The following is a 22,702-nucleotide window of genomic DNA, read 5'->3' on the forward strand; positions in this document are numbered from 1 at the left end:
AATCATTATGCATATTCAGATGAAAGGAATTCATAAGGCATTTGGAACGAATCAAGTGCTGACAGGTGTGGATTTTGATCTGGTTGAAGGTGAAGTACATGCGCTCATGGGTGAGAATGGAGCCGGCAAATCAACACTGATGAATATTCTAATCGGACTGCATCCGCGGAACGAGGGAACGATTCTGATAGATGGGAAAGAGACTTATTTTTCTAATCCCAAAGAAGCAGAGCAGTTCGGTATTGCCTTTATCCATCAGGAGCTGAACATTTGGCCGGATATGACGGTGCTGGAAAACTTGTTTATCGGCAAAGAGCTGACCAGTAAAGCAGGGTTTTTAAATACGAAACAGATGAAAGCGCTGGCAAAATCGCAGTTTGAGAAGCTGGCCGTCAGCATTCCGCTGGATCAGGATGCCGGAGAATGCTCAGTAGGACAACAGCAAATGATTGAGATTGCCAAAGCACTCATGACCAATGCTAAAGTCATTGTAATGGATGAGCCGACAGCTGCACTGACAGAGCGTGAGATCGAGAAGCTGTTTGCGGTCATTAACTCACTTCGCAAGCAGGGTGTATCCATCGTTTATATCTCGCACCGGATGGAGGAGATCTTTACGATCTGTGATCGAATTACGGTGATGCGTGACGGGAAGACCGTGGACACCAAGCCAATTCCAGATACGAGCTTTGAGGAAGTCGTTAGAAAAATGGTTGGCCGAGAATTAACGGAACGTTATCCTGCCAGAAACCCGAAACCGGGTGAGGTCGTACTGGAAGTCAAGAATATCGGCCGCAAGGACGCTTTTGACAATGTAAGCTTCAGCGTTAGATCTGGTGAAATTGTGGGCTTCTCTGGGCTCATGGGTGCAGGAAGAACTGAAATCATGCGTGCACTGTTTGGACTTGACTCCCTTCATAGTGGAGAGATGTGGGTACGAGGCAAGAAGGTTAATATCCGCAAGCCTGATGATGCAGTGAAGCACGGAATTGGCTTTATTACGGAAGATCGTAAGGATGAAGGTCTGGTGCTTGATTTTTCTATACGTGAAAATATGGTGCTTCCTAATCTGTTCAGCTTCAGTGGCAAAGCAGGTCTAATCTCCAGTAAGAAAGAGAAGGATTTTGTAGATACTCTGATTAAACGGCTTCTGATTAAGACAGAATCTTCTGAAACAGCTGCCAGAAATTTATCGGGTGGGAATCAGCAAAAAGTCGTTATTGCTAAATGGGTAGGTATCGGACCAAGTGTCCTAATCCTTGATGAACCGACACGAGGCGTTGACGTGGGTGCCAAGCGGGAAATCTATCAGTTGATGAATGAGCTGACAGACCGCGGTGTTGCGATTATCATGGTATCTTCTGAGCTGCCGGAGGTGCTCGGTATGAGTGATCGGATCATCGTTGTCCACGAGGGACAGATCAGTGGAGAACTCAGCCGCGAAGAAGCTACTCAAGAGAAAATTATGACACTAGCAACAGGAGGACAATAACATGACCAGTGTAAAGGAAACGAGTAATAAAAAAGGACTTCAGTTGTCACAGCTTGCAGGGAAGCTTGGGCCGCTGCTCGGACTCATCCTGCTTATCGTTATTGTAACGATTATGAATCCGGGATTTTTGGAACCGCTTAACATATTGAATTTGCTCAGACAGGTATCGATTAACGCACTGCTTGCATTTGGTATGACCTTTGTCATTTTGACTGGCGGTATCGATCTGTCCGTCGGTTCGATCTTGGCACTGTCCAGTGCCATTGTCGCTAACCTGATGCTGTCTGGTCTAGATCCGATTCTTGCCATCATTGTCGGGGTATTGCTGGGCGGAATTATGGGGATGATGAACGGACTCATGATTACCAAAGGTAAGATGGCACCTTTCATTGCAACACTAGCCAGTATGACGATCTTCCGGGGATTAACCCTAGTGTACACGAACGGGAATCCGATCACGGGTCTTGGGGACAGCATGGCATTCCAGCTGTTTGGACGTGGATATTTCCTAGGCATTCCGGTGCCGGCCATTACGATGATGATTACATTTGCTATTCTGTGGGTCATTCTGCATAAAACATCATTTGGACGCAAAACGTATGCCATCGGCGGTAATGAGAAGGCTGCGCTTGTATCCGGTATCAAGGTCGATCGTGTCAAAATTATGATCTATTCTCTTGCAGGTATGATGGCTGCACTAGCGGGTGCTATTCTAACTTCCCGTCTTAACTCTGCACAGCCGACAGCCGGTGATTCTTATGAGCTTGATGCAATCGCTGCTGTCGTATTAGGAGGTACAAGCTTAACAGGAGGCCGCGGGCTTATTATCGGGACTTTGATCGGGGCACTGATTATCGGAGTTCTTAACAACGGTTTGAACCTGCTCGGCGTATCATCATTCTATCAAATGGTCGTCAAAGGTGTCGTGATCGTTATTGCGGTACTGATTGACCGTAAGAAATCTGCATAAGAGGAGTAGAGACATGATGAAAAAACTAACCTTATTGTTCACTGCAGTACTCATGATCATTATGACGGGCTGTTCCATGCAGCCGCCAGAGTGGGCTAAACCGAACAACAACGGTAACACAGATGATATAAAAATCGGACTATCCATATCTACTTTGAACAATCCATTTTTCGTTGCCTTAAAAGACGGTGTTGTTGCTGAAGCAGAAAAGCAAGGGATCGAGGTTGTTATTGTAGATGCACAGGATGATTCGGCGAAGCAATCCAATGACGTGGATGATCTGATTCAGCAAGGCGTGAACGCATTGCTCATTAATCCGACGGATTCGGCGGCGATCTCGAACGTAGTACAAACGGCAAACTCGCTCGGTATTCCTGTTATTACGCTGGACCGTTCAGCAGACCAAGGTGAAGTAGAAGCATTGGTGGCATCAGATAACGTGAAGGGTGGAGAAATGGCAGCTCAGTATATTATAGAGCAGCTTGGCGAAGGAGCAAAAGTCATTGAGCTGGAAGGTGTGGCAGGTGCGTCTGCAACACGGGAGCGTGGTCAGGGCTTCCACAATATTGCCGATGAGAAGCTTGATGTCGTGGCTAAGCAGCCGGCCGATTTTGATCGGACCAAAGGGTTGAATGTCATGGAGAACCTGCTTCAAGGCAATCCGGATGCGGAGGCCGTATTTGCCCACAATGATGAGATGGCACTTGGAGCACTTGAGGCCATTCAAAGCTCAGGCAGAGATGTCATCGTGGTTGGTTTTGATGGTAACGAGGATGCGATTAAATCCATTAATGCCGGAGGGCTGACCGCTTCAGTAGCACAGCAGCCGGCACTTATCGGTGAACTCGCTGTCCAAGCCGCAGCGGATGTGCTTCAAGGCAATGAAGTGGAAGAAATGATCGCCGCACCACTGAAATTGGTGACGAAAGAATAAGAAGAGTTTGGCTTCATATTGAAAACACCTTCAAAAACATCTATCGACTATCTGAGGTCGGAGATGAACTTGGAGGTGTTTTTTTTGGTTGGAAGGTTAAAACAAGCACAATTGTGTTATTATGAGAAAAAAATATTGTAAGGATCTACCATATATCATAGATGAAACTATACTATTAGTGGGGTGCTTATTGTGAGTGTTTCAATGATGACTCTAATGATCATGGGAATATTAATCTTTTATGCTATTGTAATCATACTTATTGTAAATTTCATTGGCCGGAGATTTTTTAAGGACAAAACGAATATGATTTTTGTATATGCTGGCATCATATGGGTATTTCAAATGTTTGTTGTAATTAAAGCTTTATTGACTAATCAGGCTATTGATTCCTTCAGCATTATCTTTTTCTGTATCGGATTGGGTTGGATTGTTCAAGGAATCAGAAAAAAGCGAGCAAATAATAAATAGAATTCTCCTTTAAATGTATATCTTAGCTTCAGGTTTTAGAGCATCTGTATTTTTAATTCTTACAGCAACTCTAGCATTGTATTTCTCCACATTGATCCAGGCGATCAATTGATCAGGTCCATATGTATTTACATAATCAGCGAATATGACTTCACCATTACTTTCAACAATCTCAGTATATGATCGGAAGGGATGATTTCCCTCCAGGCTGCTTAGAAAACGATCAAATTCATATTGCAACGCTTGTAAATTGTGCCCGACTTCTTCAATCACGTCATAGTAGGCGGCAGTATTATGCTCATCAAGAATGGCAATGATCATCTAGAACCTCCTTAGCCCTCAGCTTAATTTTATAATCTTCATGCCCTCTATCAAATCTTGAGACATGTCAATGCGAGCTAGCAATTGTTCTCTCAATTCTTGCTCAGAGAGGAAAGCGATATACTTGCTATGCTTGCTAAGCAGTTCTTCTTCGTTTTCTGTAATTGCCATTTCTATAATTTCAACGGATTCATCGCCGTTGTTTAAATAACGATGTCGTATACCTCTCTCATGATATCCTATGGATGCAATTGCATAGATAACCCTTAAATCGATCAACGAGCACTCATCTAAGATTTGTTCAAGCACTGACTGTTGGCTGTCCCATAGATTTCGATTCTCGAGATCTGAAATTTTGCCAGATTTTACAGCATTTCTAGAGAGCCTATATACATCAACGATTTGTTTAACGACTGCAGCATTTTTCTGTGCTGTCCTAAAATCCATTATTTATCATCTCCTAGGAGGAATCTTCTCATGTTTGATTTGAAAAGTGACTCAAGTATGTCTCCAATCGTAGGTATGTTGTATTCGGCTGTGGAACAAAATTGCGAGCGCCTTCGGATGATTACACAAGGGATGACGCAAGATGAGCTGGATTACAGAGGGCCTGACGATCGTCATAATAGTGCTGCCCAGCTGATTAAACATCTCATGTATGTAGATTTGAACTGGGTGTACAGAATTAAGGGACAACCCTTGCCTTCAACATATAGGGATAAATACGGCCCCATGATTGATGAAGATGGCAGACTTCCCATGATTGCTGGAGTCTCAGTTGATACATTTATGTCAGATTATACAAACGTATTAGCGCTGTTACGAGATACGTGCAGGAAGCTGACTGATGCAGATCTGGAACAAGTCGTCAGGTTCGGACATGAGAATGAGAAAGAAGCAACGATTCGTTGGGGGATATGGCACATGGCAGACCATAACCGTTATCATCAGGCACATATTAACCAGCTTCGTAAATGGTATCGAAACAATGAAACAAGGTCCAAGTGAGTCACTTGTAATACAGCAGTCTGTTTGCAGCGGCGTTTCGGAAGTCCGTTGGTGTGAGATGAGTGATCTGTTTGAAGGACTTCATAAAATGCTGGCTGTCATGGTATCCGAGCTGCATGGCTATCTCTTGAACTGTCTGATTTGTGTCCGACAAGAGAAAGGCAGCCGCTTCCATCTTCTGCTGTATAATATACTGTTTAAGGGTAACGCCTGCAACAGATGCGAACAGGTGTGACAGGTATTTCGAGTTATATCCGAAATAATCAGCAATTGCCGATACCTTAAGTGCTTCAAATCGATTCCAGTTAATATAATCTACAATATCATTATAGAGCTGAAGCTGTTTCAGCTTCTTGCCGGATATATTGTCCTCAGCATAGGACTGATGATACAGCTCACACAGAATGGTGGTCGCCATATAATTACCGAGTGTAGGATCCTGATAACTGCGCATGGAGTCCTGCAGCTGTTTCATCATGATGACAATCTTGTCCATGCCTCGAAGGTGGCCTTTATGTGGAATGAAGATGTGGTGCTGAACAGGCTGATAATCTCGGATTGGAATGGTGCAGGAGGGTTCTTCAGATGTGAAATGAAGCCAGTAAAAGCTGCAATCGGATTCCTTGTAACCGAATTGCTTCGTTCTAGGCGGCATCAGCAGAAAATCTCCTTCTTCGAGCACATGCTCTCCCCGATCATCTGCGATGAACAGCCTGCCCTTGGTCTGGACGAACAGCTCGTAATCCATCAGTATTCTACTCATATGTACCCAGTCCGGAGCAGGTGATGCGAACTTTCCTGTCATTTGCATTATTAGGGGCTTCTCTATATTAAATGTGTATCCATCCATCGATGTATGTCCTCCGTAAGTATCTGTCTTTTTCACACCTTCAGCTTACTGTATCTTATTATAATATATTGGTATGAAATGGCACCACTTGTTGATCTCAACTATGAATTAACATTCTATACTCCTATGCATCTATATGTCATTTTCTGACTTTTTTACACGAATTCGAACGTTTCTCCACTTCACTCCTACATATGAAATCGTTATTCTGAAAGAGCAAGCTGAACCGTATAGAAGAGTCTCGGAAGGTGGTAGAAGTATGTCTGCAAAGGAAGAAGCAGTAAAAGGTCATGTATTGCAGGATTTTGCTATGAACCAGGTGCACTTAACTGGAGAGTTTCATATCAACGCATTTGCGAAGGAGCTCGACTATTTACATAGCTATGATCTGGATCGTCTGCTCGCTGGGTTTCGGGAGAACCGAGGTCTTCCTCCTAAGGCAGGGAAGTATCCAGGATGGGAGGATACCGAGATTCGGGGACATACGCTCGGGCATTTCATGACTGCATGTGCTCAAGCTTATGAGCAAACGAGTGATCCGGATCTGCTTAAGAAATTGGAATATATCATAGCAGAGCTTGCCCAATGTCAATTTGAAAGCGGTTATTTGTCGGCATTTCCCGAGAGCTTGATCGATAATATTGAGAAGAGACAACCCGCCTGGGTTCCATGGTACACCATACATAAACTGATCGCCGGACTTATCGCTGTTTACCAAGGAACACAGTTGGCCGATGCCAAGCGCATTGTCTGTAAATTAGGAGACTGGGTTGCATTACGCACCTCCCGCTGGTCACATGAGCTGCAAACGATCGTGCTTTCTGTAGAATATGGCGGAATGAATGACTGCTTGTATGATCTATTTAAAATATCGTCAGATCCGAAGCACTTGGAAGCGGCTCACAAATTTGACGAGATCCCCTTGTTCAAAGCAATCGCTCAGGGAGCAGATATATTAAAAGGCAAGCATGCGAACACAACGATTCCTAAATTTCTGGGAGCGCTTAACCGTTATCGAACGCTTGGTGAGAGTGAAAAATTTTATCTAGAGGCAGCCAAGAAATTTTGGGATATCGTGGTTAATCATCACACATATATAACCGGCGGCAACAGTGAATCCGAGCATTTTGGAGAGCCAGATATTCTGGATGCAAGACGCTCCGATATTACATGCGAGACCTGTAACAGCTACAACATGCTGAAGCTGACTCGGGAGCTGTTCAAACTAACCGGCGACAAGAAATATGCCGACTATTACGAAACGAGCTACATAAATGCGATTCTCTCCTCGCAAAATCCCGAAACGGGAATGACCATGTATTTTCAGCCGATGGCAACCGGTTATTTCAAAATATACAGCTCTCCATTTGAGCACTTCTGGTGCTGTACAGGTACGGGAATGGAGAGCTTTACGAAGCTGAATGACAGCATATATTTTTACAATGACAACGAGCTGTACGTGAATCAATTTATTAGCTCCAGGCTCGATTTTGCACAAGAGAATATGAGCATTACACAAACCGCCTCTATACCGGATCGTGATGATGTCCAGTTTACGATTGAAACCACAGATGGCCGAGACAGGGCAATGAAGCTCTATGTAAGAGTACCTAATTGGGTCAAGGGTGAAATGACTGTTTTACTAAATGGCAAGCGGTTTGAACCTGAGATCAAAAATGAATATCTGGAGGTAGACCGCACCTGGCACAGCGGAGATGTACTGGATTTAGTTCTGCCCATGAAGGTGCTCGCCTGCAGCCTCCCTGACAATCCGGCAGCAGTGGGTTTCCAATACGGTCCAATTGTTCTCAGCGCAGCTCTAGGAAATGAAGATATGACGTTATCCAGCACAGGCATCATGGTGCAAGTGCCAACGAAGCGGATGCGGATCAAGGACTTTATCATTCCAAACGGAATGACTCCCAAAGAATGGATTCAGTCCGTAGAAGAGCATGTGGTCAAAGACGAGGATCGGATGGAGTTTCGATTAAGGAATACCGATGAGGATGAACGGTTGATCTTTACACCTCATTATAAGCAGCATAAAGAACGATATGGTATCTACTGGAACATGGTTGAACCAGATTCGGAGGAGTTGAAGCGTCATTTGGAGCTTGGCAGACTTGAGAACCTTACTAAGGAGGCAACGATTGACAGCGTTCAGGTAGGCAATGATCAGTATGAGCTCTAGCATGGGATCAGAGGAGAGAATACGTTCAGCGGAGCTTGGGATGGCCAGAATGGCAGGCTTGCAAATGACAAGGGCTGGTTCAGCTATACAATGGCGGTTGATCCAGATGATGTGAATGTGCTCCAGGTGACGTACTTCCTCATCAACCATAATCGTGCCATGAACATTTATGTGAATGATCAGCTTCTCACGCGAGAGGAAACCGGTTATGAACGCAGAAGAGAGTTTGTAACCAAGGAGTATCCGATTCCGCAAGCCTTAATCAACAAGAGCAGTCAAATTGTCGTTAAGTTCATGCCTGAAGCAGATTTGAATGGAATTTATGGTGTGCTGCGAACAATGCGGCCGCTTAACAAGGAAGCATAAGTTATCAAGTACTAAAAATAACACAATGGATCATTCCCTTAGAATTCAAAAGGAGGAACTTTTTAATGGACGCTTATTTGTTTGTGCATTTTAAAGAAAAGAAAACACCAGATGGTGAACAGGTTTATTTTGGTTTGAGCAGGGATGGTCTAAACTGGGAGCAGGTCAATGATGGAAATCCTGTGCTGTGGAGTGAACAGGGAGATCGAGGAGTCAGAGATCATACCATTGTGCGGACGAGAGAAGGGAAGTTCTTCATCATTGCAACCGATTTGAGTCTGGCAAACGGATTTAACACGAAGTACAAGAGCAGCTGGGCCAGCATTTCAAGAGAAGGAAGCAAGTGCTTGTCGTTGTGGGAGTCGGAGGATCTGGTGAACTGGTCTGAGCAGAGAATGATTGAGCTTGGAAATGAGGACTTTGGCTGTCTGTGGGCACCAGATGTCATTTATGACACCAAGAATGAGGACTATGTTCTCCATTGGTCTTCAGCACATGCTTCAAATAATTTCGGACATAAGGCGATCTATTACTCGCGAACGAAGGATTTCGTTCACTTCTCGAAACCGGAGATGCTGTGCCGCAAAGATGGGAGCGGAATTATTGATTCCGCAATTTATGAAGAGAACGGATTCTTTTATCGTTTTCTAAAAAGCGAGAAGGATCCAGAGGGAATCATTCTGCAAAAGGGCAGTACGCTGACTGGAGAGCATACCCGGATTGAAGCCTTTGATGAAGAAATGGCGAAGCTGGGACATCACGCTTATGAAGCGCCAACGGCATTTAAGGTAAAGGATGGCAGATGGTGTCTGCTGCTCGACTTTTTCGGTGTTGAAGGTGAAGGACAAGGCTATGTGCCATTTTTGGCAGATGATATCGACAGTGGAAGGTTTATTCGTTCTGACGAGAGCTTCAGCTTCCCATATGGCTTCAAGCACGGAACCGTGCTGCCGATTACCATGGAGGAGTATGAGCGCATTCAGAATTGGAATTTTGCACGGGATCGTCTGACGAAGCAAGAAGCGGAAATATGATAGTTGAAGTTGAAGTTGAAGGAACGGATTATTCATGATTGAAAAAATACAGCTGGTTTAAATGATAGATAACGTAAGACGGACTGCATGGTTACTAGAGTCTGTCTTACGTTTATTTTGTTCTTTCACTGCTTACAGGCTGTGCTTTCATAGACGAGGCCGCTTGCCAACGCTCTTAAAGCATTTCGCGTACAGGAATTCTAGATGAAGAAATCGAAAAAGATGAGAAGGAAATGAAAGAATAGATTCATAGAAAGCAGGGATGTAATGAGCACACTTCGTATCGATGCCCATCAGCATTTTATTGATTATGCAACTGTTGATTATCCATGGATTGATGATCGTCATGGGGCATTAAAAAGGCCGTTTATGCCAGCGGACTTAAAGCCTCTTCTCGATTCCATGTCATTTAACGGTTCAATCGCCGTTCAAGCTAGACAATCACTTCATGAAACCGAGTGGCTTCTCTCGCTTGCGGATGAATTCGACTTCGTTTACGGTGTGGTCGGCTGGGTCGATCTATGTTCGCCTGCGGTGTCGGCGCAATTGGAGAGATTCGGTGCTCATCCCAAGCTGAAGGGAATCAGACATGTGATTCAGGATGAGCCTGATGATCGCTTTATGCTGCGGGATGATTTTCTTCACGGACTTAGTCTCTTGGGCAGGTACGGATTAACTTATGATCTGCTTCTATTTGAGCGGCATCTTCCGAATGCGTCAATATTAACGCAAATGTTCCCAGAACAGAAGTTCGTCTTGGATCATTTGGCAAAACCTAGGATCATGGAGGGGCAACTGGACTCATGGAGAAGCGGTATACAGGAACTCGCTAAATCACCAAATGTGTATTGCAAGCTGTCTGGAATGGTAACCGAAGCAGACTGGGCAAATTGGAGGGAAGAGGATTTTGTCCCTTACCTGGATACCGTCTTTGAAGCCTTTGGTCCGGATCGGTTGATGATTGGCTCCGATTGGCCCGTTTGCACGGTGAGCCGGGATTACAGAGCAGTGATGAACGTAGTCATCACATATATTAATCAGCTTCCAACAGAGATTCAAGACCGTATTCTGGGCGGAAATTGTGCACGATTCTATAACATCGATGAAATGTAAAGCCGAGTTAGAAGCTGCAAACATCATTTAACACAAAAAGGTAGAACTCATCTCCTGAACTCCATATACTTAACATGAACGACTTGTCCGTACAGGCCTGTAAATAAGCAATGAATCTAATGACAATCAGGGAGTGTGACCAATGAATACGACGATGCCTATCATTATCGCACACAGGGGAGCAGCAGGAGTTGCACCGGAAAATACACTGGCTTCTTTCGAGCTTGCTCTTACGCAAGGCTGTAATGCATTTGAACTGGACATTCATCTCTCCAAGGATGAGGAGATCATAGTCATTCATGATTACACCATTGACCGTACAACAGATGGTACGGGAGCGGTTCAGGATATGACCTTAGATGAACTGAGAAGCTACGATGCCGGGAGCTGGTATGATGCACAGTATCAAGGGCAGAAGATTCCCACGCTCAGAGAAGTTTTCGAATTAGCTCCCAAGGATTTGATGATTAACGTTGAAATTAAAGGCGGACTGGAAGCGGGAATCGAGCAGAAGCTGGTAAACCTCCTGCGGGAATATGACCGGACAGAACAGGTCGTCGTTTCTTCCTTCCACTTTGGTGCTTTGCAGAAGCTACAAGCTCTGGATTCTTCAATTAAGCTCGGACTTCTGTACCATCAGGATTTTCAGCATCCTGAATATTTACCAGATGCAGTAGGCGTGAGTACGTATTCCCTTCATCCTTACTATAAGCAGCTTACAGATAACCAGCTAAATGCGGCTCTGGAAAAAGGACTTGAGGTGTATCCTTGGACGGTAAATGAAACAGAGGATATGAAACGTATGGTAGAGCTTCGAGTAAGTGGAATCATTACAGATTACCCGGAGAGATTACAGCAAGTATTGGGTGAGCTTCAAGCGAGTCTGAAGTAGACTAGTATAGAGAATTCATCAGACCTGTGCGAATGGCTTTGCCTATATAAATACGATAAAACAGTGCTTGGATGAAGACATGCCTATCGTCCAGACAAGCACTGTTTTTTTTGCGGATTCAAGTTGATATTCATATCATCCGTCGGTACTCAAGTGGAGTGCAGCCTGTCTTCTGCTTGAATAGGGCATTGAAATAGGACACATCCTGATAGCCTACAGCGGCTGCGATGTTACTGACTTTTTGCGAGGTTGTACGAAGCAGGCGTCCTGCCGCATGGATTCTTACATTTTGCAGATAATCGGTCATGTTCATCCCCATATGGCGTTTAAATACCCGGTGAAACTGCCGCTCGCTGAGCCCCATTTTACGCGCCATCTCCTGTACGGTGATTCGATAGCCATATCCTTCATGCAGCTCACTCAGTACAGCTTCCAGATGGATGGAATTCTCATCTTCTCTTAGATCATCTGCCGTTTCCATCCGGTTGATCAGCAGGAGCAGTTGTAAGATGCCGCTGTAGAGTGCTAGTTCTCTTCCAAGCCTGTGGACTTGGTATTCTCGGTGTAATTGCTGGAATAAAGTTAGTAGTTCTCCATATTTATCACTGTACTGGCGATATTCATGCATTGTCAGCAGAGGATTCAGCACATCACTGCCAGGAATGGGAGCCACGGTCTGTCTAAACTCAGCCAGCGCCAGTACGCAATTGTAGACAATAAGCGGCTGTCCCTTAGTTATGCCGTGAGGTCTGAAGACATGAGACGTGCCTTGAGGCAGTAAAAAGAGATCCCCTTGCTTAACCGGCAGGGTAATACCGCTCAGGATATGTGTACCGCTGCCTTCAGCAACATAGCTGATCTCAAAGAAGTCATGCTGATGCTCGGATAGCTCATATGATTCCACACTGCGATTGAGATATAACGGTAAACCCTGTGAAAATAAGGATTCGCCTCGTATCATATCTATTCTCCGTTTGGCACTAATCATATCACCTGTCTCCTTATGTATCGTCTCTTCCTAAATAATGTCCGATTAGCCAGCATGATTTGTCTGATTACACCATATAAAGCGCTATCAATCATCGTAGAATGAAAGAGAGGAAAACACAAGGGAAGATATTCGACATTCGACAAAGGAAGGCAGGAGAGGTTGATGAATCCACAAGCAGCACTTTCAGTGAGCCAAGTCACCTGTGAATATCGTGAGGAATTACTCGGGAGCAATCAGTTCGTCCCCCGATTTGGATGGAAATTGAATTCGAAGGAAAGAGGAATCAAGCAGCAGGCGTATCATCTTGTTGTCTCAGATCTGCCTGACTTCAGCTTATATCTATGGGATACCGGAAGAATTGAATCCGATCAATCCATTCATATTGAATATGGCGGTCCCGCTCTACAGTCCAGAACACGCTACTATTACCGAGTTAAGGTGTGGGATCAGCAGGGCAATTGTTCAGAATGGAGCAGTACAGGATGGTGGGAGACCGCATTCCTTAGTTCTAATGAATGGCAGGCAGAATGGATTATGCCGAAGCAGCTGCCCGTTGTCCAGCAGGCTCAGGAATGGCCCGATTCTCCACCTGTTTCGCTGCTCCGAACAACGTTCCAGCTGAAGCAGAATATCGTATCTGCCCGAGTGTATGCTACGGCAGCAGGCTTGTACGACTTGCATTTGAATGGAGAACGCGTCGGGGAGGAGCTGCTTGCCCCAGGATGGACCAGTTATCATCACCGGCATCAATACCAAACGTACGATGTAACCCGTTATCTGCATGCAGGCGGCAATGGTATTGGTATTCAAGCAGCAGACGGCTGGTATTCAGGGCGTATCTCCTGGGAGAAGGGATTTCGCAGCGCTTATGGAGAACACCGTGCAGTGCTGCTGGAGCTGCATGTGCAATATGCAGATGGCACTGAAGAGGTTGTAGTCACGGATACGACATGGAAGGCATCCGAAGGGCCTATTCGCTACACTAGTATATATGATGGTGAAATTTATGATGCGAGACTTGAACAGGCAGGATGGAGTGAGTATGAATATGATGACAGCGGATGGGAGGGTGTTTCTCGATCGGATATGCCTTATCATCCGCTGACTGCACAAGAGAACTGGCCAGTGAAGGTAACGGAAACGATTCATCCTATATCGGTACTGCATACCCCCCGTGGTGAAACGGTGCTCGATATGGGACAGAACATGGTTGGGCGAGTCCGAATAAAGATGAATCTGGATGAAGGAACGAAGATTACGCTATATCATGCGGAAGTACTGGATCGGGAAGGGAATTTTTATACCGGGAATCTGCGAAGTGCGAAGCAGTTAGTCGAATATACCGCACGGGGGAATGGTGAAGACAACTATGCACCGACCTTTACCTTCATGGGATTCAGATATATTCGTATTGCAGGACTCGAGAAGCTTGATGATTCGGTTATCATAAAGGGCTTCACGGGGGAAGTCATGCATTCTGATATGGTTCAGACCGGGCAATTCGACTGCTCTGACGAACGGGTGAATCGGCTTCAGCAAAATATCGTTTGGGGACAACGCGGCAACTTTGTAGATATTCCAACCGATTGTCCGCAGCGGGATGAACGTCTTGGATGGACGGGCGATGCTCAGGTATTTATACGTACAGCAGCATTTAATTATCAGGTGGCTCCCTTCTTCGCCAAATGGCTGCGAGATCTGGCGGCTGATCAGAGAGAAGACGGGAGTGTACCCTTTACGATTCCGAACATCTTGAAATGGAATAAAGATACATCGGCAGCTTGGGGGGATGCGGCGGTCATATGTCCCTGGACACAGTATCAATGCTACGGAGACATCAGACTGTTATCCGAGCAGTATGACAGCATGAAAGCTTGGGTGAACTATATTCGAGGCGAAGGTGAATATGAATATTTATGGAACACAGGTCACCATTTCGGTGACTGGCTTGCCCTTGATGCGAAGGAGAACAGCTATGTGGGGGCAACACCACTCGATCTGATTGCTACATCCTTCTATGCATATTCTGTTGATCTTGTAAGAAATGCAGCTGTTGTTCTGGGCAGATCCGAAGATGTGAAAAAATACAGTGATTTGCTGTATCAGGTACGGAGAGCTTATCTGAATGAATTTGTCACTCCAGCAGGTCGTCTGGCTGCTCCTATGCAGACTGCACATGTGCTTGCTCTGATGTTCGGTCTTGTAGAAGGAGACGCGAGAGGAAGAACAGCAAGTGAGCTTAATCGAATGGTCGTGCAGAACGGCTATCATTTAACGACAGGATTTGTAGGTACTCCTTATTTGTGCATTGTCTTGTCTGAAAATGGCTATCATGAGACAGCAGTCAAATTACTGCTGCAGGACAGTTATCCATCATGGCTGTATTCGATTACACAAGGGGCTACAACGATATGGGAGCATTGGGATGGCATCAAGTCTGATGGATCTTTTTGGAGTGATGATATGAACTCCTATAATCATTATGCCTACGGTGCAATCGGGGACTGGATGTATCGATATCTTGCAGGTCTTGATATGGAGGATTCGGATATCGCTTATAAAAAGATTCGCATACATCCAAGATTTGCAGCGGGACAGCTTAAGCATGCTTCAGCTAAGCTGGATTCTCCTTACGGAAGGATTGAATCCTCATGGCTAGAAGATAAGGGACTTAGAACGGTACAAATTCAGATCCCTGTAAATACAGAAGCTAAGATTATTCTGGAGGGAGCGAATCTCGATCAGCTATTGGAAAGTGGTCATCCCGTAAAGGATGTGGAAGGAATCATTGATATAAGCCGCACAGCTGAAGCAGTAGTGCTTAGAGCAGGCTCAGGAGAGTATGTGTTCAGCTATAAATATTCATAATTACAAATATACGAAAAGAAAAAGAACGTATAAGCCTACTATTCGTCAGTAGGCTTATACGTCTTATGAGAATGATGAAGCGCGGAATAGCTGCGTCGATATGCGGATGAGAGCCATATACCCCGCGCTTCCTGCTTATCGCTTTTTTGTTTTCTGTTCCTCATCCGGCGCCTCCAGTATATCTTCGGTCAAGTTGGCTTTGGTTATAGAACCGGATTGATCAAGCAGGTCAAAAGGCTTATGGTTCTCGTCTGATTCAGGAATCGGTTCCACGCCAGCTCCGCGATCGGTTTTATCGTGAGTCATCAGAATCACCCTTTCCATTCTCGACTTAGTATGCACGCTGTTCAGCGTAAATATGTACGTCATTACCTCGGTTTCGGATCGATGAAACATTCGGAGCAGTCAGATGGACAAGTTGCCCCGAATGGAATTTGCATAATCATCGTAGTTATGCCTTATTCTGACTTACAATCTCAAGCAGCTGTTCAGACATATACTCTGGGCTGAAGGTAAGGCCACCATTAATCCATTCAATAATAATCCCGAAGATAGCATAAGCAATGTAGCTGGCTTGGATGTCAGGATTGATCTTCGTATGTGGTCCGTGCTCAGCTATGCTCTCCAGAGATAGATCCTTCAGTACATTGCATATGCGATTTTGGAAACCGGATAACTTGTCTGATTTAACGATCAGAATATAGAAATCGGCGAATTTATATACATGATCAAACACCTTAACAGCAGCAGAGGTCAATTTGCTGATATCCAGCACTTCGACATGCATATAAGGATCACGATAGGATTCAATCAGATCGGAAATTACATCATCTAATATTTCCTCTAAGATATCTTCTTTATATTGATAATGCTTGTAGAAGGTGCCGCGGTTAAGATTAGCGATACGAACCAAGTCAGTGATCGAAATCTCTTTGAACTCTTTTTCTTTCATCAGTTGAATGAGTGCATCCTTTAATGCCTGCTTGGATTTAACGATTCTACGATCTATGGAATCATGTATATCCGTCATTCTCGAAGTCCTCCTTTTGAGGTATAGATTGTGTTAATAGACATTCAGCAGTTTAATTGTATGTTAGTATACAAAACGCTGTTTTTTTGCTGATTGAATAATTGTTTGCTCATTCATTATAATATAAAAGTGAACACTTAATGAACAATTGTTCGTTATTTTATTAATGTAAACGTATACGATAATATAGGAGGTTATACAATATGAGACTTCAAAACAAAGTGGCTATTATTACAGGTGCAGCTTCCGGTATGGGTAAAGAAACGGCGATTCTGTATGCTCAAGAAGGAGCGAAGGTTGTCGTGTCCGATTTGAATCTAGAAGGTGCAAATGCAACTGTTGAAACGATTAAAGCTGCGGGCGGAGAGGCATTTGCAATTAAGACCAACGTCGCTTCTCTCGAAGATATTAATACGCTGATTGATACAACAGTTGAGAAATACGGTACGGTTGATGTTCTGGTGAACAATGCCGGAATTATGGACAACTTTGAACCCGCTGGTGAGATTGAAGATGAGAAATGGGAGCGTATCTTCGCTATCAATACTACGAGCGTAATGCGTGCAACACGTAAAGTGCTTCCGATCTTCATGGAGAAGCAAAGCGGTGTTATTATCAACATTGCATCAGCTGGAGGACTTCAAGGTGCTCGTGCAGGTGCATCTTATACAGCATCTAAGCATGCTGTTGTCGGCTTCACCAAAAATACAGGCTTCATGTACGCCAAAGAAGGAATCAGATGTGTGGCCATTGCTCCAGGCGGAGTAGAAACGAACATCAGCGCTTCCATGACTGGCGTTAGTCAATATGGCATGGGCCGCTCCCAAGCAGGACTGGCTATCAATCCACGTATTGGTAAACCCGCTGAGATTGCACAGGTTGCGTTGTTCCTTGCATCCGACGAAGCCAGCTTCGTGAACGGAACGGTTATTAGTGCAGATGCTGGGTGGATGGCATACTAAGATCGTTGAATACTAGTAGAATTAATTAGGCCCGCTGTTTGTCAGCGGGCTTTTTACTTATGGGGAAAGGTCTTATATCAAATACATCAATTTAATAAAAATAGATTGGAATACAAGCAGCCATGGCATTAACTTAATCTACTATAAGGAGACATGAATTAAAAAGGAGGATCCTACCCTAGTGAAGTGGGCAGATATTAAAGGGCACTATGACGTAGCATATAGTCTTGGTCACAATTGTCTGGCTGCAAGTCAGTTGAATCACAGCCGAATTCGTACAATGGCAGGCGTCATCGACTGGATGATTACACCTCAGCTGTCAGGTGTAACGGAGCTGCTTCGTAATCGCTTCAAATATATGATGCAGCCTGAGAATATGACTGTAATCGGTGTTAATCCACTGGCAGAGTGCTATATTGTGAGAGATGCTGCATATGACATATACTCACATCATGATTTTCCACTGGTATCGAACACTCCACATCATTTAACCAGCTATTCCATATTACAAGATAAGATAGAGCGTAGATCCGCGCGATTTTTGAATAGAATGATCCTGAACAAGAAAACTTTGTTTTTGCGTACAGAGGCTACACGGCATGAAACGGCGGAGCTGATTGATGTTTTGCAAAAGATGACAGCAGGTGAATTCAGGCTCTTGGTAGTTAACCATGCTTCTGTTCAAAATGTGGTAGAAATGGATTGGGAGCTCCCCAACGTTTGCACCCTGCTGATCCCTCAAGTCGATAATATGTTTGAAGACAACCATAGCATCTGGCGGTACATCCTTCAGGATATATATGCGACGCAATATTAACAACTTACTCCCTCGTTATACAGCACAATGCTGTTGCTCCTCAAGCTGTTACGTACATCAATAATTCTCTGATTACGGCTTCCCCGATAGAGTAGACTTACGTCCTTCTGCTCCTCTATAAACCTCCCATCGATAAGAATGTCACACAGAAGCAGGAGCTGTTTACGTTTCTTGTTGGCAAGCAGTGCTTCAAAGGTAAAGCCAGAATAAGCCCAAATCGTTTTGTCAGGACATTTCGCTTTAAAATGCTCGACAAATTGAATACATTCCTCTGCCGAGAAGAATGGATCTCCTCCGCATAGAGTCAAACCATCTACAAGGGGATTATGTTTAACATCTTGAATGATGCGTTTCTGTTCTGCATCTGTAAATGGAGTACCTGCATCAAAATTCCATGAGTCCTTATTAAAACAGCCTGGGCAGGCATGCCGGCACCCACTGATAAACACGACGGCTCGCAGTCCTGCCCCTTCATTAACGGATTCAGGGATATACCCGCATATATTCATTGATGCTTCACCCGGTCTCGTACTTCGGCTTGCTTCGCTTCGTTAAATCGGAGTGTATAATCACCGGTCAAATATCCTGTAACCCTCCGCAGCCGGCTGAAATGCACTTGCTCTTCAGTCACACCACAAGAGGGACACGTCGTTCCGATGACCCCTTCATACCCGCAATCAGGACAACGGTCAATAGGGTGATTAACAGAGAAATAGCCCATATTCTGTGTGAGCGCATATTGAATGATTTTGCGTAAAGCGATTTGATTATGGCGAACATTTCCATCCAGCTCTACATAGGAGATCGCACCAGCATTGCACAATTCGTGAAATGGAGCCTCAAGCTCTATCTTTCGGGCACTGCTAATGGAGTAATAGACGGGCACGTGAAAGGAATTCGTATAATACTCCCGATCCGTGACTTCAGGTATCTGTCCATATTGTTCTCTATCCATCTGTGTGAATTTACCGGATAATCCCTCTGCCGGAGTGGCGAAGAGCGTAATATTAAGGTTATACTCTTCGCTTTTGCGATCACAGAATGCCCGCATCGTTTCTATAATTTTCAGTCCTTCGTTATAGGCGAGCTCACTCTCTCCATGATGCTGTCCGAGAAGGGCCTTGAGGCATTCAGCCAGCCCAATGAATCCGATGGAAAGTGTTCCATGCTTCAGGAGATTGCAAACCGGCTCGTCAGGATGAAGCTGATCTCCACCTTCCCAGACGCCTTCTCTCATCATGAAGTCTGAAGCTTTAGCAGGCTGTATAGATTGAAGTGAGTATCGATGGAGCAAACCCGAGAGCGCAGTCTCCATGGAGTAATGCAGATTTTTATAAAAACCGTTCAGATTGGCAGCTTGTCGTTGATGCAGAATAATACCTTGCTCGATGCCAAGTTTGACCAAATTGACCGTATTAAAGGAGAGATTGCCCTTGCCAGACAGTCTGTTTCTGCCGAAGCGATCTGCAATCGTTCTCGTTCTGCAGCCCATCGTGGCCATGATCGTATCTGGTTCTCCTTCCCGATAGTAAGGGAGGTTGAAAGAAGCATCGATATTTATAAAATTCGGGTACAGCCTGCGGCTGGTGCAGTCTACGGCCTTTAAAAACAAGTCATAGTTTGGATCGCCTTCCCGCTGATTTACACCTTGCTTGCACTGAAAAATATGCTGCGGAAACACAGGTGTTTCCCCATGACCCAAGCCTGAGATCGCTGCATCGAGAAGAGAGTGGGATACGAGTCTCCCCTCCGGTGAGGTGCACATTCCGTAATTCAATGATGTGAAAGGGATCTGACCACCAGCGCGACTGCTCATGGTATTCAAATTATGGATCAGCGATTCGGCAGCTTGTCTTGTTTCTGTGATGGTTTCATCATGAGCAAACGTGAAGGATTTGGGCGATAGAGTCCGGGCCTTCTCGCTCGCAAAGTGAATATCCACATCTTCAATCTCTCCTGTTTCTTCAAACAATTGCTGGCCTTTGCGGTAATGCTTGATGAATGAGCGATTGACATATGGTGCCAGGTCCCAGTCGATCTTGCTGGCGGATACACCGCCGAACTGGCTGTTTTGCTGAGATTGAAAAATAATGGCGACCAGTGCCATGGCTGACATAATCGATCTTGGTGTTCTTACAGAGCCATTCCCCGTATTAAATCCTCGTTCTAGCAGGCGGTCAAAAGGAATAAATATACAATTTGTGGTGCCCAGTGCATATTGGTCCAGATCGTGAACATAAATATATCCTTGTTCAACTGCTCGTGCGACATAAGGGGGGAGAATATGCTTTAATGCGTATTCCTTGGATGCTTCAGAACCAATCTTGCTCATCTTCCCGCTGAAAGAGTCCCCGTTCAAGTTCGCATTCTCGCGAAGCACATCCTGTTCTTTTGAGTCTATAATCCGTTTTATGATATCGGTGAGGTCATCTGATTCCTTTTTCACCGTCATTGCAGCTTCAATTTGTGCCATTTTGCTCCTCCTTTGAAATTTGAATATATGAAATGAGGTAGACATACATACAATATGTAGGTGTTTATAATTATCATAATCACTATATATAGGAAAGGGTATGAAAAATATCATAGTGGCTTGCTGCTGTTTATGACATATACTTGCCTTAAAGCAGGATGGTAGAAAATGATTTAAGACATAAACCACCGATACAAAGCTGGGGAACCATGCTATGTTTGGATTGCGTATTTTCTTGAACGAATAAAACAAAGATGGAGGAGGATGGGAGTGGAAGCAAATATGCAGGCAGGAATATCAGCGAGCGGAGAGGATAAAAAGATACCGAAGGTCGGCCAATTACTTGCCGTCCTGCTGTCAGGGGCATTTGTCGCCATACTTAATGAGACACTGCTGAACGTTGCGCTGGTTCAAATTATGGGAGATCTCAGCATTGAGCCGCATTTGGCGCAGTGGTTGTCAACTAGCTACATGCTCGTGATCGGCGTATTGATTCCGGTGTCTGCTTACCTGGTTCAACGCTTTACGACGAGACAGCTGTATTTATCCGCTATGATTCTTTTCTTAACAGGTACATTAATCGCCGGCTTCAGCGCAAACTTCGCAATATTGATATCAGGACGCGTTGTGCAGGCCATTGGTACGGCAGTGCTTATTCCCTTAATGACCAACATTATTCTGGCTGTCATACCGATTGAACGAAGAGGCGCTGCAATGGGACTGGTGGGGCTTGTACTTATGTTTGCACCTGCAATCGGACCTACCTTATCTGGTTTTATACTTCAATTTTTATCTTGGAGATGGCTGTTTTTCTTGGTTGCTCCGATTGTATTGATGACCATCCTCTTCGGATATTGGAGACTGAAGAACGTTACACGGACTTCCAGACCGAAACTGGATATCATCTCGATTATACTGTCAACCATTGGCTTTGGTGGATTGGTATTTGGCTTCGGAAGCCTTGGAGAAGGCGGCGGTGAGGGGGCAGTCAGCAGTTACGTTTACTATGTGCTTGGTGCAGGTGCAATCTCCTTGATTCTCTTCGTATTGCGTCAGATAAGATTGAAGACACCAGTCATGGATATGCGGGTATTTCGTCATTCCATGTTCACTATTGCGGTTGTGTTATCCATCATTGTGACGATGACGATGTTCGCCATGATGCTGGTATTACCTATATATCTGCAGCAGGTTCTTCTCTACAGTACGCTAACAACAGGACTTGTCATGCTGCCAGGAGGTCTTCTTAACGGACTGATGTCTCCCGTGATGGGCCGCCTATTCGACAAGTATGGACCAAGGGTGTTGTTAATTCCAGGGATCAGCATGCTCATCTTGACGATTATCGGGTTTATGCAAACCGAGCTGCTCGAATCACCATGGATCGTGATGGGACTGCAAACGGTGCTGATGATTTCGATAGCGATGATTATGATGCCTTCCCAAACGAACGGACTCAATGCTCTGCCTGCTGAGCTATATCCTCACGGAACCGCAGTGCTGAGCACATTGCAGCAGACATCTGGTGCGCTTGGAGCGGCTGTGTTCATATCCATCATGCAATCCGGTCAGAATAAAGCACTTGCAGGCATTGCAAACCCAGGTCAGGCAGAGCAGGCTGCCGCTATGACAGCTGGAGTGCAGGATGCATTTATGATCGGGCTCATTCTTGCCTGTGCCGGGTTTGTAATTGCTTTGTTCGTGAACAGAGTTAATACAGGCGGAGGTTCCCACGGAACGCCTGAACATAAGGAAGAAGTGAAGGAACTGGCCGCGAATCCGGCCGTAGAATAGTGCAGCAGAGCGACAGAACAACAGAGCAACAAAACAGAAGGAACCAGTTATTTAGTTGCAAAATAGGTGGAGTTTAGAAAAAAGGAGCAGCCGCGCATCATTAAATGCGCGGTTTTTTCTGCAGT

21 protein-coding genes are annotated in these 22,702 nt (G+C 44.9%); 13 read left to right on the plus strand and 8 right to left on the minus strand.

Annotated features, from left to right (window positions below; all coding sequences use genetic code 11):
- Nucleotides 1-7 precede the first annotated feature (7 nt).
- The 3 genes from BK126_RS16875 to rbsB are packed head-to-tail and all read left to right on the plus strand — an operon-like array spanning nucleotide 8 to nucleotide 3,396.
- Nucleotides 8-1,492 (plus strand): sugar ABC transporter ATP-binding protein, encoded by a 1,485-nt coding sequence (locus BK126_RS16875; RefSeq protein ID WP_076313725.1) that lies wholly within the window; start codon nucleotides 8-10, stop codon nucleotides 1,490-1,492.
- 1 nt (nucleotide 1,493) lies between these two features.
- Entirely contained in the window at nucleotides 1,494-2,462 is a 969-nt protein-coding gene (locus BK126_RS16880) for an ABC transporter permease subunit (protein WP_076313726.1), read from the plus strand.
- Between the two features lie 16 nt (nucleotides 2,463-2,478).
- Complete coding sequence (gene rbsB / locus BK126_RS16885) at nucleotides 2,479-3,396, plus strand: ribose ABC transporter substrate-binding protein RbsB (RefSeq protein ID WP_076313727.1); 918 nt, start codon at nucleotides 2,479-2,481, stop codon at nucleotides 3,394-3,396.
- 480 nt (nucleotides 3,397-3,876) lie between these two features.
- On the opposite strand, the gene BK126_RS16895 is transcribed toward rbsB, so the two are convergent.
- Together BK126_RS16895 and BK126_RS16900 are read right to left on the minus strand one after the other, a co-directional pair.
- A complete protein-coding gene (locus tag BK126_RS16895; protein WP_076313729.1) occupies nucleotides 3,877-4,188 on the minus strand; it encodes a hypothetical protein in 312 nt (103 codons plus the stop codon).
- Between the two features lie 18 nt (nucleotides 4,189-4,206).
- A complete protein-coding gene (locus BK126_RS16900; RefSeq protein ID WP_076313730.1) occupies nucleotides 4,207-4,635 on the minus strand; it encodes a hypothetical protein in 429 nt (142 codons plus the stop codon).
- Nucleotides 4,636-4,665: 30 nt separating this feature from the next.
- On the opposite strand from BK126_RS16900, the gene BK126_RS16905 reads away from it, so the two are divergent.
- Nucleotides 4,666-5,196, plus strand: coding sequence for a DinB family protein (locus BK126_RS16905; protein ID WP_076313731.1), 531 nt, complete (start codon nucleotides 4,666-4,668; stop codon nucleotides 5,194-5,196).
- A 1-nt stretch (nucleotide 5,197) separates the two neighbouring features.
- Here BK126_RS16905 and BK126_RS16910 read toward each other — a convergent pair whose 3' ends face one another.
- Entirely contained in the window at nucleotides 5,198-6,046 is an 849-nt protein-coding gene (locus BK126_RS16910) for a helix-turn-helix transcriptional regulator (protein ID WP_076313732.1), read from the minus strand.
- A 259-nt stretch (nucleotides 6,047-6,305) separates the two neighbouring features.
- Here BK126_RS16910 and BK126_RS16915 point away from each other — a divergent pair, with 259 nt between their 5' ends.
- From BK126_RS16915 to BK126_RS16930, 5 genes are all read left to right on the plus strand, one after another.
- The gene (locus tag BK126_RS16915; RefSeq protein WP_256702889.1) at nucleotides 6,306-8,237 is read left to right on the plus strand and encodes a glycoside hydrolase family 127 protein; all 1,932 of its coding nucleotides are present in this window, start codon (nucleotides 6,306-6,308) and stop codon (nucleotides 8,235-8,237) included.
- A 6-nt stretch (nucleotides 8,238-8,243) separates the two neighbouring features.
- The gene (locus BK126_RS29855) at nucleotides 8,244-8,603 is read left to right on the plus strand and encodes a DUF6805 domain-containing protein (RefSeq protein ID WP_341180721.1); all 360 of its coding nucleotides are present in this window, start codon (nucleotides 8,244-8,246) and stop codon (nucleotides 8,601-8,603) included.
- A 65-nt stretch (nucleotides 8,604-8,668) separates the two neighbouring features.
- Entirely contained in the window at nucleotides 8,669-9,637 is a 969-nt protein-coding gene (locus tag BK126_RS16920) for a glycoside hydrolase family 43 protein (RefSeq protein ID WP_076313733.1), read from the plus strand.
- Between the two features lie 267 nt (nucleotides 9,638-9,904).
- On the plus strand, nucleotides 9,905-10,750 hold the full coding sequence (locus BK126_RS16925) for an amidohydrolase family protein (RefSeq protein ID WP_076313734.1): 846 nt from the start codon (nucleotides 9,905-9,907) through the stop codon (nucleotides 10,748-10,750).
- A gap of 142 nt (nucleotides 10,751-10,892) precedes the next feature.
- A complete protein-coding gene (locus tag BK126_RS16930) occupies nucleotides 10,893-11,642 on the plus strand; it encodes a glycerophosphodiester phosphodiesterase (RefSeq protein ID WP_076313735.1) in 750 nt (249 codons plus the stop codon).
- Between the two features lie 130 nt (nucleotides 11,643-11,772).
- On the opposite strand, the gene BK126_RS16935 is transcribed toward BK126_RS16930, so the two are convergent.
- On the minus strand, nucleotides 11,773-12,630 hold the full coding sequence (locus BK126_RS16935) for a helix-turn-helix transcriptional regulator (protein WP_076313736.1): 858 nt from the start codon (nucleotides 12,628-12,630) through the stop codon (nucleotides 11,773-11,775).
- Nucleotides 12,631-12,795: 165 nt separating this feature from the next.
- Here BK126_RS16935 and BK126_RS16940 point away from each other — a divergent pair, with 165 nt between their 5' ends.
- On the plus strand, nucleotides 12,796-15,501 hold the full coding sequence (locus tag BK126_RS16940) for an alpha-L-rhamnosidase (protein ID WP_076313737.1): 2,706 nt from the start codon (nucleotides 12,796-12,798) through the stop codon (nucleotides 15,499-15,501).
- Nucleotides 15,502-15,636: 135 nt separating this feature from the next.
- On the opposite strand, the gene BK126_RS29465 is transcribed toward BK126_RS16940, so the two are convergent.
- Nucleotides 15,637-15,807 (minus strand): hypothetical protein, encoded by a 171-nt coding sequence (locus tag BK126_RS29465; protein WP_177178693.1) that lies wholly within the window; start codon nucleotides 15,805-15,807, stop codon nucleotides 15,637-15,639.
- A 145-nt stretch (nucleotides 15,808-15,952) separates the two neighbouring features.
- Nucleotides 15,953-16,531: a TetR/AcrR family transcriptional regulator gene (locus BK126_RS16945; RefSeq protein WP_076313738.1), complete on the minus strand. Its 579-nt coding sequence runs from the start codon at nucleotides 16,529-16,531 to the stop codon at nucleotides 15,953-15,955.
- Nucleotides 16,532-16,734: 203 nt separating this feature from the next.
- Between BK126_RS16945 and BK126_RS16950 the strand changes: the two genes are divergently transcribed.
- Together BK126_RS16950 and BK126_RS16955 are read left to right on the plus strand one after the other, a co-directional pair.
- On the plus strand, nucleotides 16,735-17,493 hold the full coding sequence (locus BK126_RS16950; RefSeq protein ID WP_076313739.1) for an SDR family oxidoreductase: 759 nt from the start codon (nucleotides 16,735-16,737) through the stop codon (nucleotides 17,491-17,493).
- A 181-nt stretch (nucleotides 17,494-17,674) separates the two neighbouring features.
- Nucleotides 17,675-18,310 carry a DUF1796 family putative cysteine peptidase gene (locus BK126_RS16955; RefSeq protein ID WP_076313740.1) on the plus strand — a complete coding sequence of 212 codons (636 nt, stop codon included), beginning with the start codon at nucleotides 17,675-17,677 and terminating at the stop codon, nucleotides 18,308-18,310.
- On the opposite strand, the gene nrdG is transcribed toward BK126_RS16955, so the two are convergent.
- On the minus strand, nucleotides 18,307-18,819 hold the full coding sequence (gene nrdG / locus BK126_RS16960) for an anaerobic ribonucleoside-triphosphate reductase activating protein (protein WP_076313741.1): 513 nt from the start codon (nucleotides 18,817-18,819) through the stop codon (nucleotides 18,307-18,309). The genes BK126_RS16955 and nrdG overlap by 4 nt on opposite strands.
- The gene (locus BK126_RS16965) at nucleotides 18,816-20,783 is read right to left on the minus strand and encodes an anaerobic ribonucleoside triphosphate reductase (RefSeq protein WP_445321888.1); all 1,968 of its coding nucleotides are present in this window, start codon (nucleotides 20,781-20,783) and stop codon (nucleotides 18,816-18,818) included. The genes nrdG and BK126_RS16965 overlap by 4 nt, the downstream gene beginning before the upstream one ends.
- Nucleotides 20,784-21,053: 270 nt before the next feature.
- Between BK126_RS16965 and BK126_RS16970 the strand changes: the two genes are divergently transcribed.
- Nucleotides 21,054-22,577: an MDR family MFS transporter gene (locus BK126_RS16970; RefSeq protein ID WP_076313742.1), complete on the plus strand. Its 1,524-nt coding sequence runs from the start codon at nucleotides 21,054-21,056 to the stop codon at nucleotides 22,575-22,577.
- The last annotated feature ends 125 nt before the right edge of the window (nucleotides 22,578-22,702 follow it).

It is taken from the genome of Paenibacillus sp. FSL H7-0326, from assembly GCF_001955535.1.
GTDB classification, from domain to species: Bacteria; Bacillota; Bacilli; order Paenibacillales; family Paenibacillaceae; genus Paenibacillus; species Paenibacillus shunpengii.

Excerpts from the sequence above, each read along its gene's own strand:
- BK126_RS16925 (WP_076313734.1), top strand. The coding sequence starts at position 9,905 with ATGAGCACACTTCGTATCGATGCCCATCAGCATTTTATTGATTATGCA.
- BK126_RS16895 (WP_076313729.1), bottom strand. The coding sequence starts at position 4,188 with ATGATCATTGCCATTCTTGATGAGCATAATACTGCCGCCTACTATGAC.
- BK126_RS16965 (WP_445321888.1), bottom strand. The coding sequence starts at position 20,783 with ATGGCACAAATTGAAGCTGCAATGACGGTGAAAAAGGAATCAGATGAC.
- BK126_RS16875 (WP_076313725.1), top strand. The coding sequence starts at position 8 with ATGCATATTCAGATGAAAGGAATTCATAAGGCATTTGGAACGAATCAA.
- BK126_RS16910 (WP_076313732.1), bottom strand. The coding sequence starts at position 6,046 with ATGGATGGATACACATTTAATATAGAGAAGCCCCTAATAATGCAAATG.
- rbsB (WP_076313727.1), top strand. The coding sequence starts at position 2,479 with ATGAAAAAACTAACCTTATTGTTCACTGCAGTACTCATGATCATTATG.
- BK126_RS16930 (WP_076313735.1), top strand. The coding sequence starts at position 10,893 with ATGAATACGACGATGCCTATCATTATCGCACACAGGGGAGCAGCAGGA.
- BK126_RS16945 (WP_076313738.1), bottom strand. The coding sequence starts at position 16,531 with ATGACGGATATACATGATTCCATAGATCGTAGAATCGTTAAATCCAAG.
- BK126_RS16905 (WP_076313731.1), top strand. The coding sequence starts at position 4,666 with ATGTTTGATTTGAAAAGTGACTCAAGTATGTCTCCAATCGTAGGTATG.
- BK126_RS16900 (WP_076313730.1), bottom strand. The coding sequence starts at position 4,635 with ATGGATTTTAGGACAGCACAGAAAAATGCTGCAGTCGTTAAACAAATC.
- BK126_RS16920 (WP_076313733.1), top strand. The coding sequence starts at position 8,669 with ATGGACGCTTATTTGTTTGTGCATTTTAAAGAAAAGAAAACACCAGAT.
- BK126_RS16940 (WP_076313737.1), top strand. The coding sequence starts at position 12,796 with ATGAATCCACAAGCAGCACTTTCAGTGAGCCAAGTCACCTGTGAATAT.
- BK126_RS16950 (WP_076313739.1), top strand. The coding sequence starts at position 16,735 with ATGAGACTTCAAAACAAAGTGGCTATTATTACAGGTGCAGCTTCCGGT.
- BK126_RS29465 (WP_177178693.1), bottom strand. The coding sequence starts at position 15,807 with ATGACTCACGATAAAACCGATCGCGGAGCTGGCGTGGAACCGATTCCT.
- BK126_RS16915 (WP_256702889.1), top strand. The coding sequence starts at position 6,306 with ATGTCTGCAAAGGAAGAAGCAGTAAAAGGTCATGTATTGCAGGATTTT.
- BK126_RS16880 (WP_076313726.1), top strand. The coding sequence starts at position 1,494 with ATGACCAGTGTAAAGGAAACGAGTAATAAAAAAGGACTTCAGTTGTCA.
- nrdG (WP_076313741.1), bottom strand. The coding sequence starts at position 18,819 with ATGAATATATGCGGGTATATCCCTGAATCCGTTAATGAAGGGGCAGGA.
- BK126_RS16935 (WP_076313736.1), bottom strand. The coding sequence starts at position 12,630 with ATGATTAGTGCCAAACGGAGAATAGATATGATACGAGGCGAATCCTTA.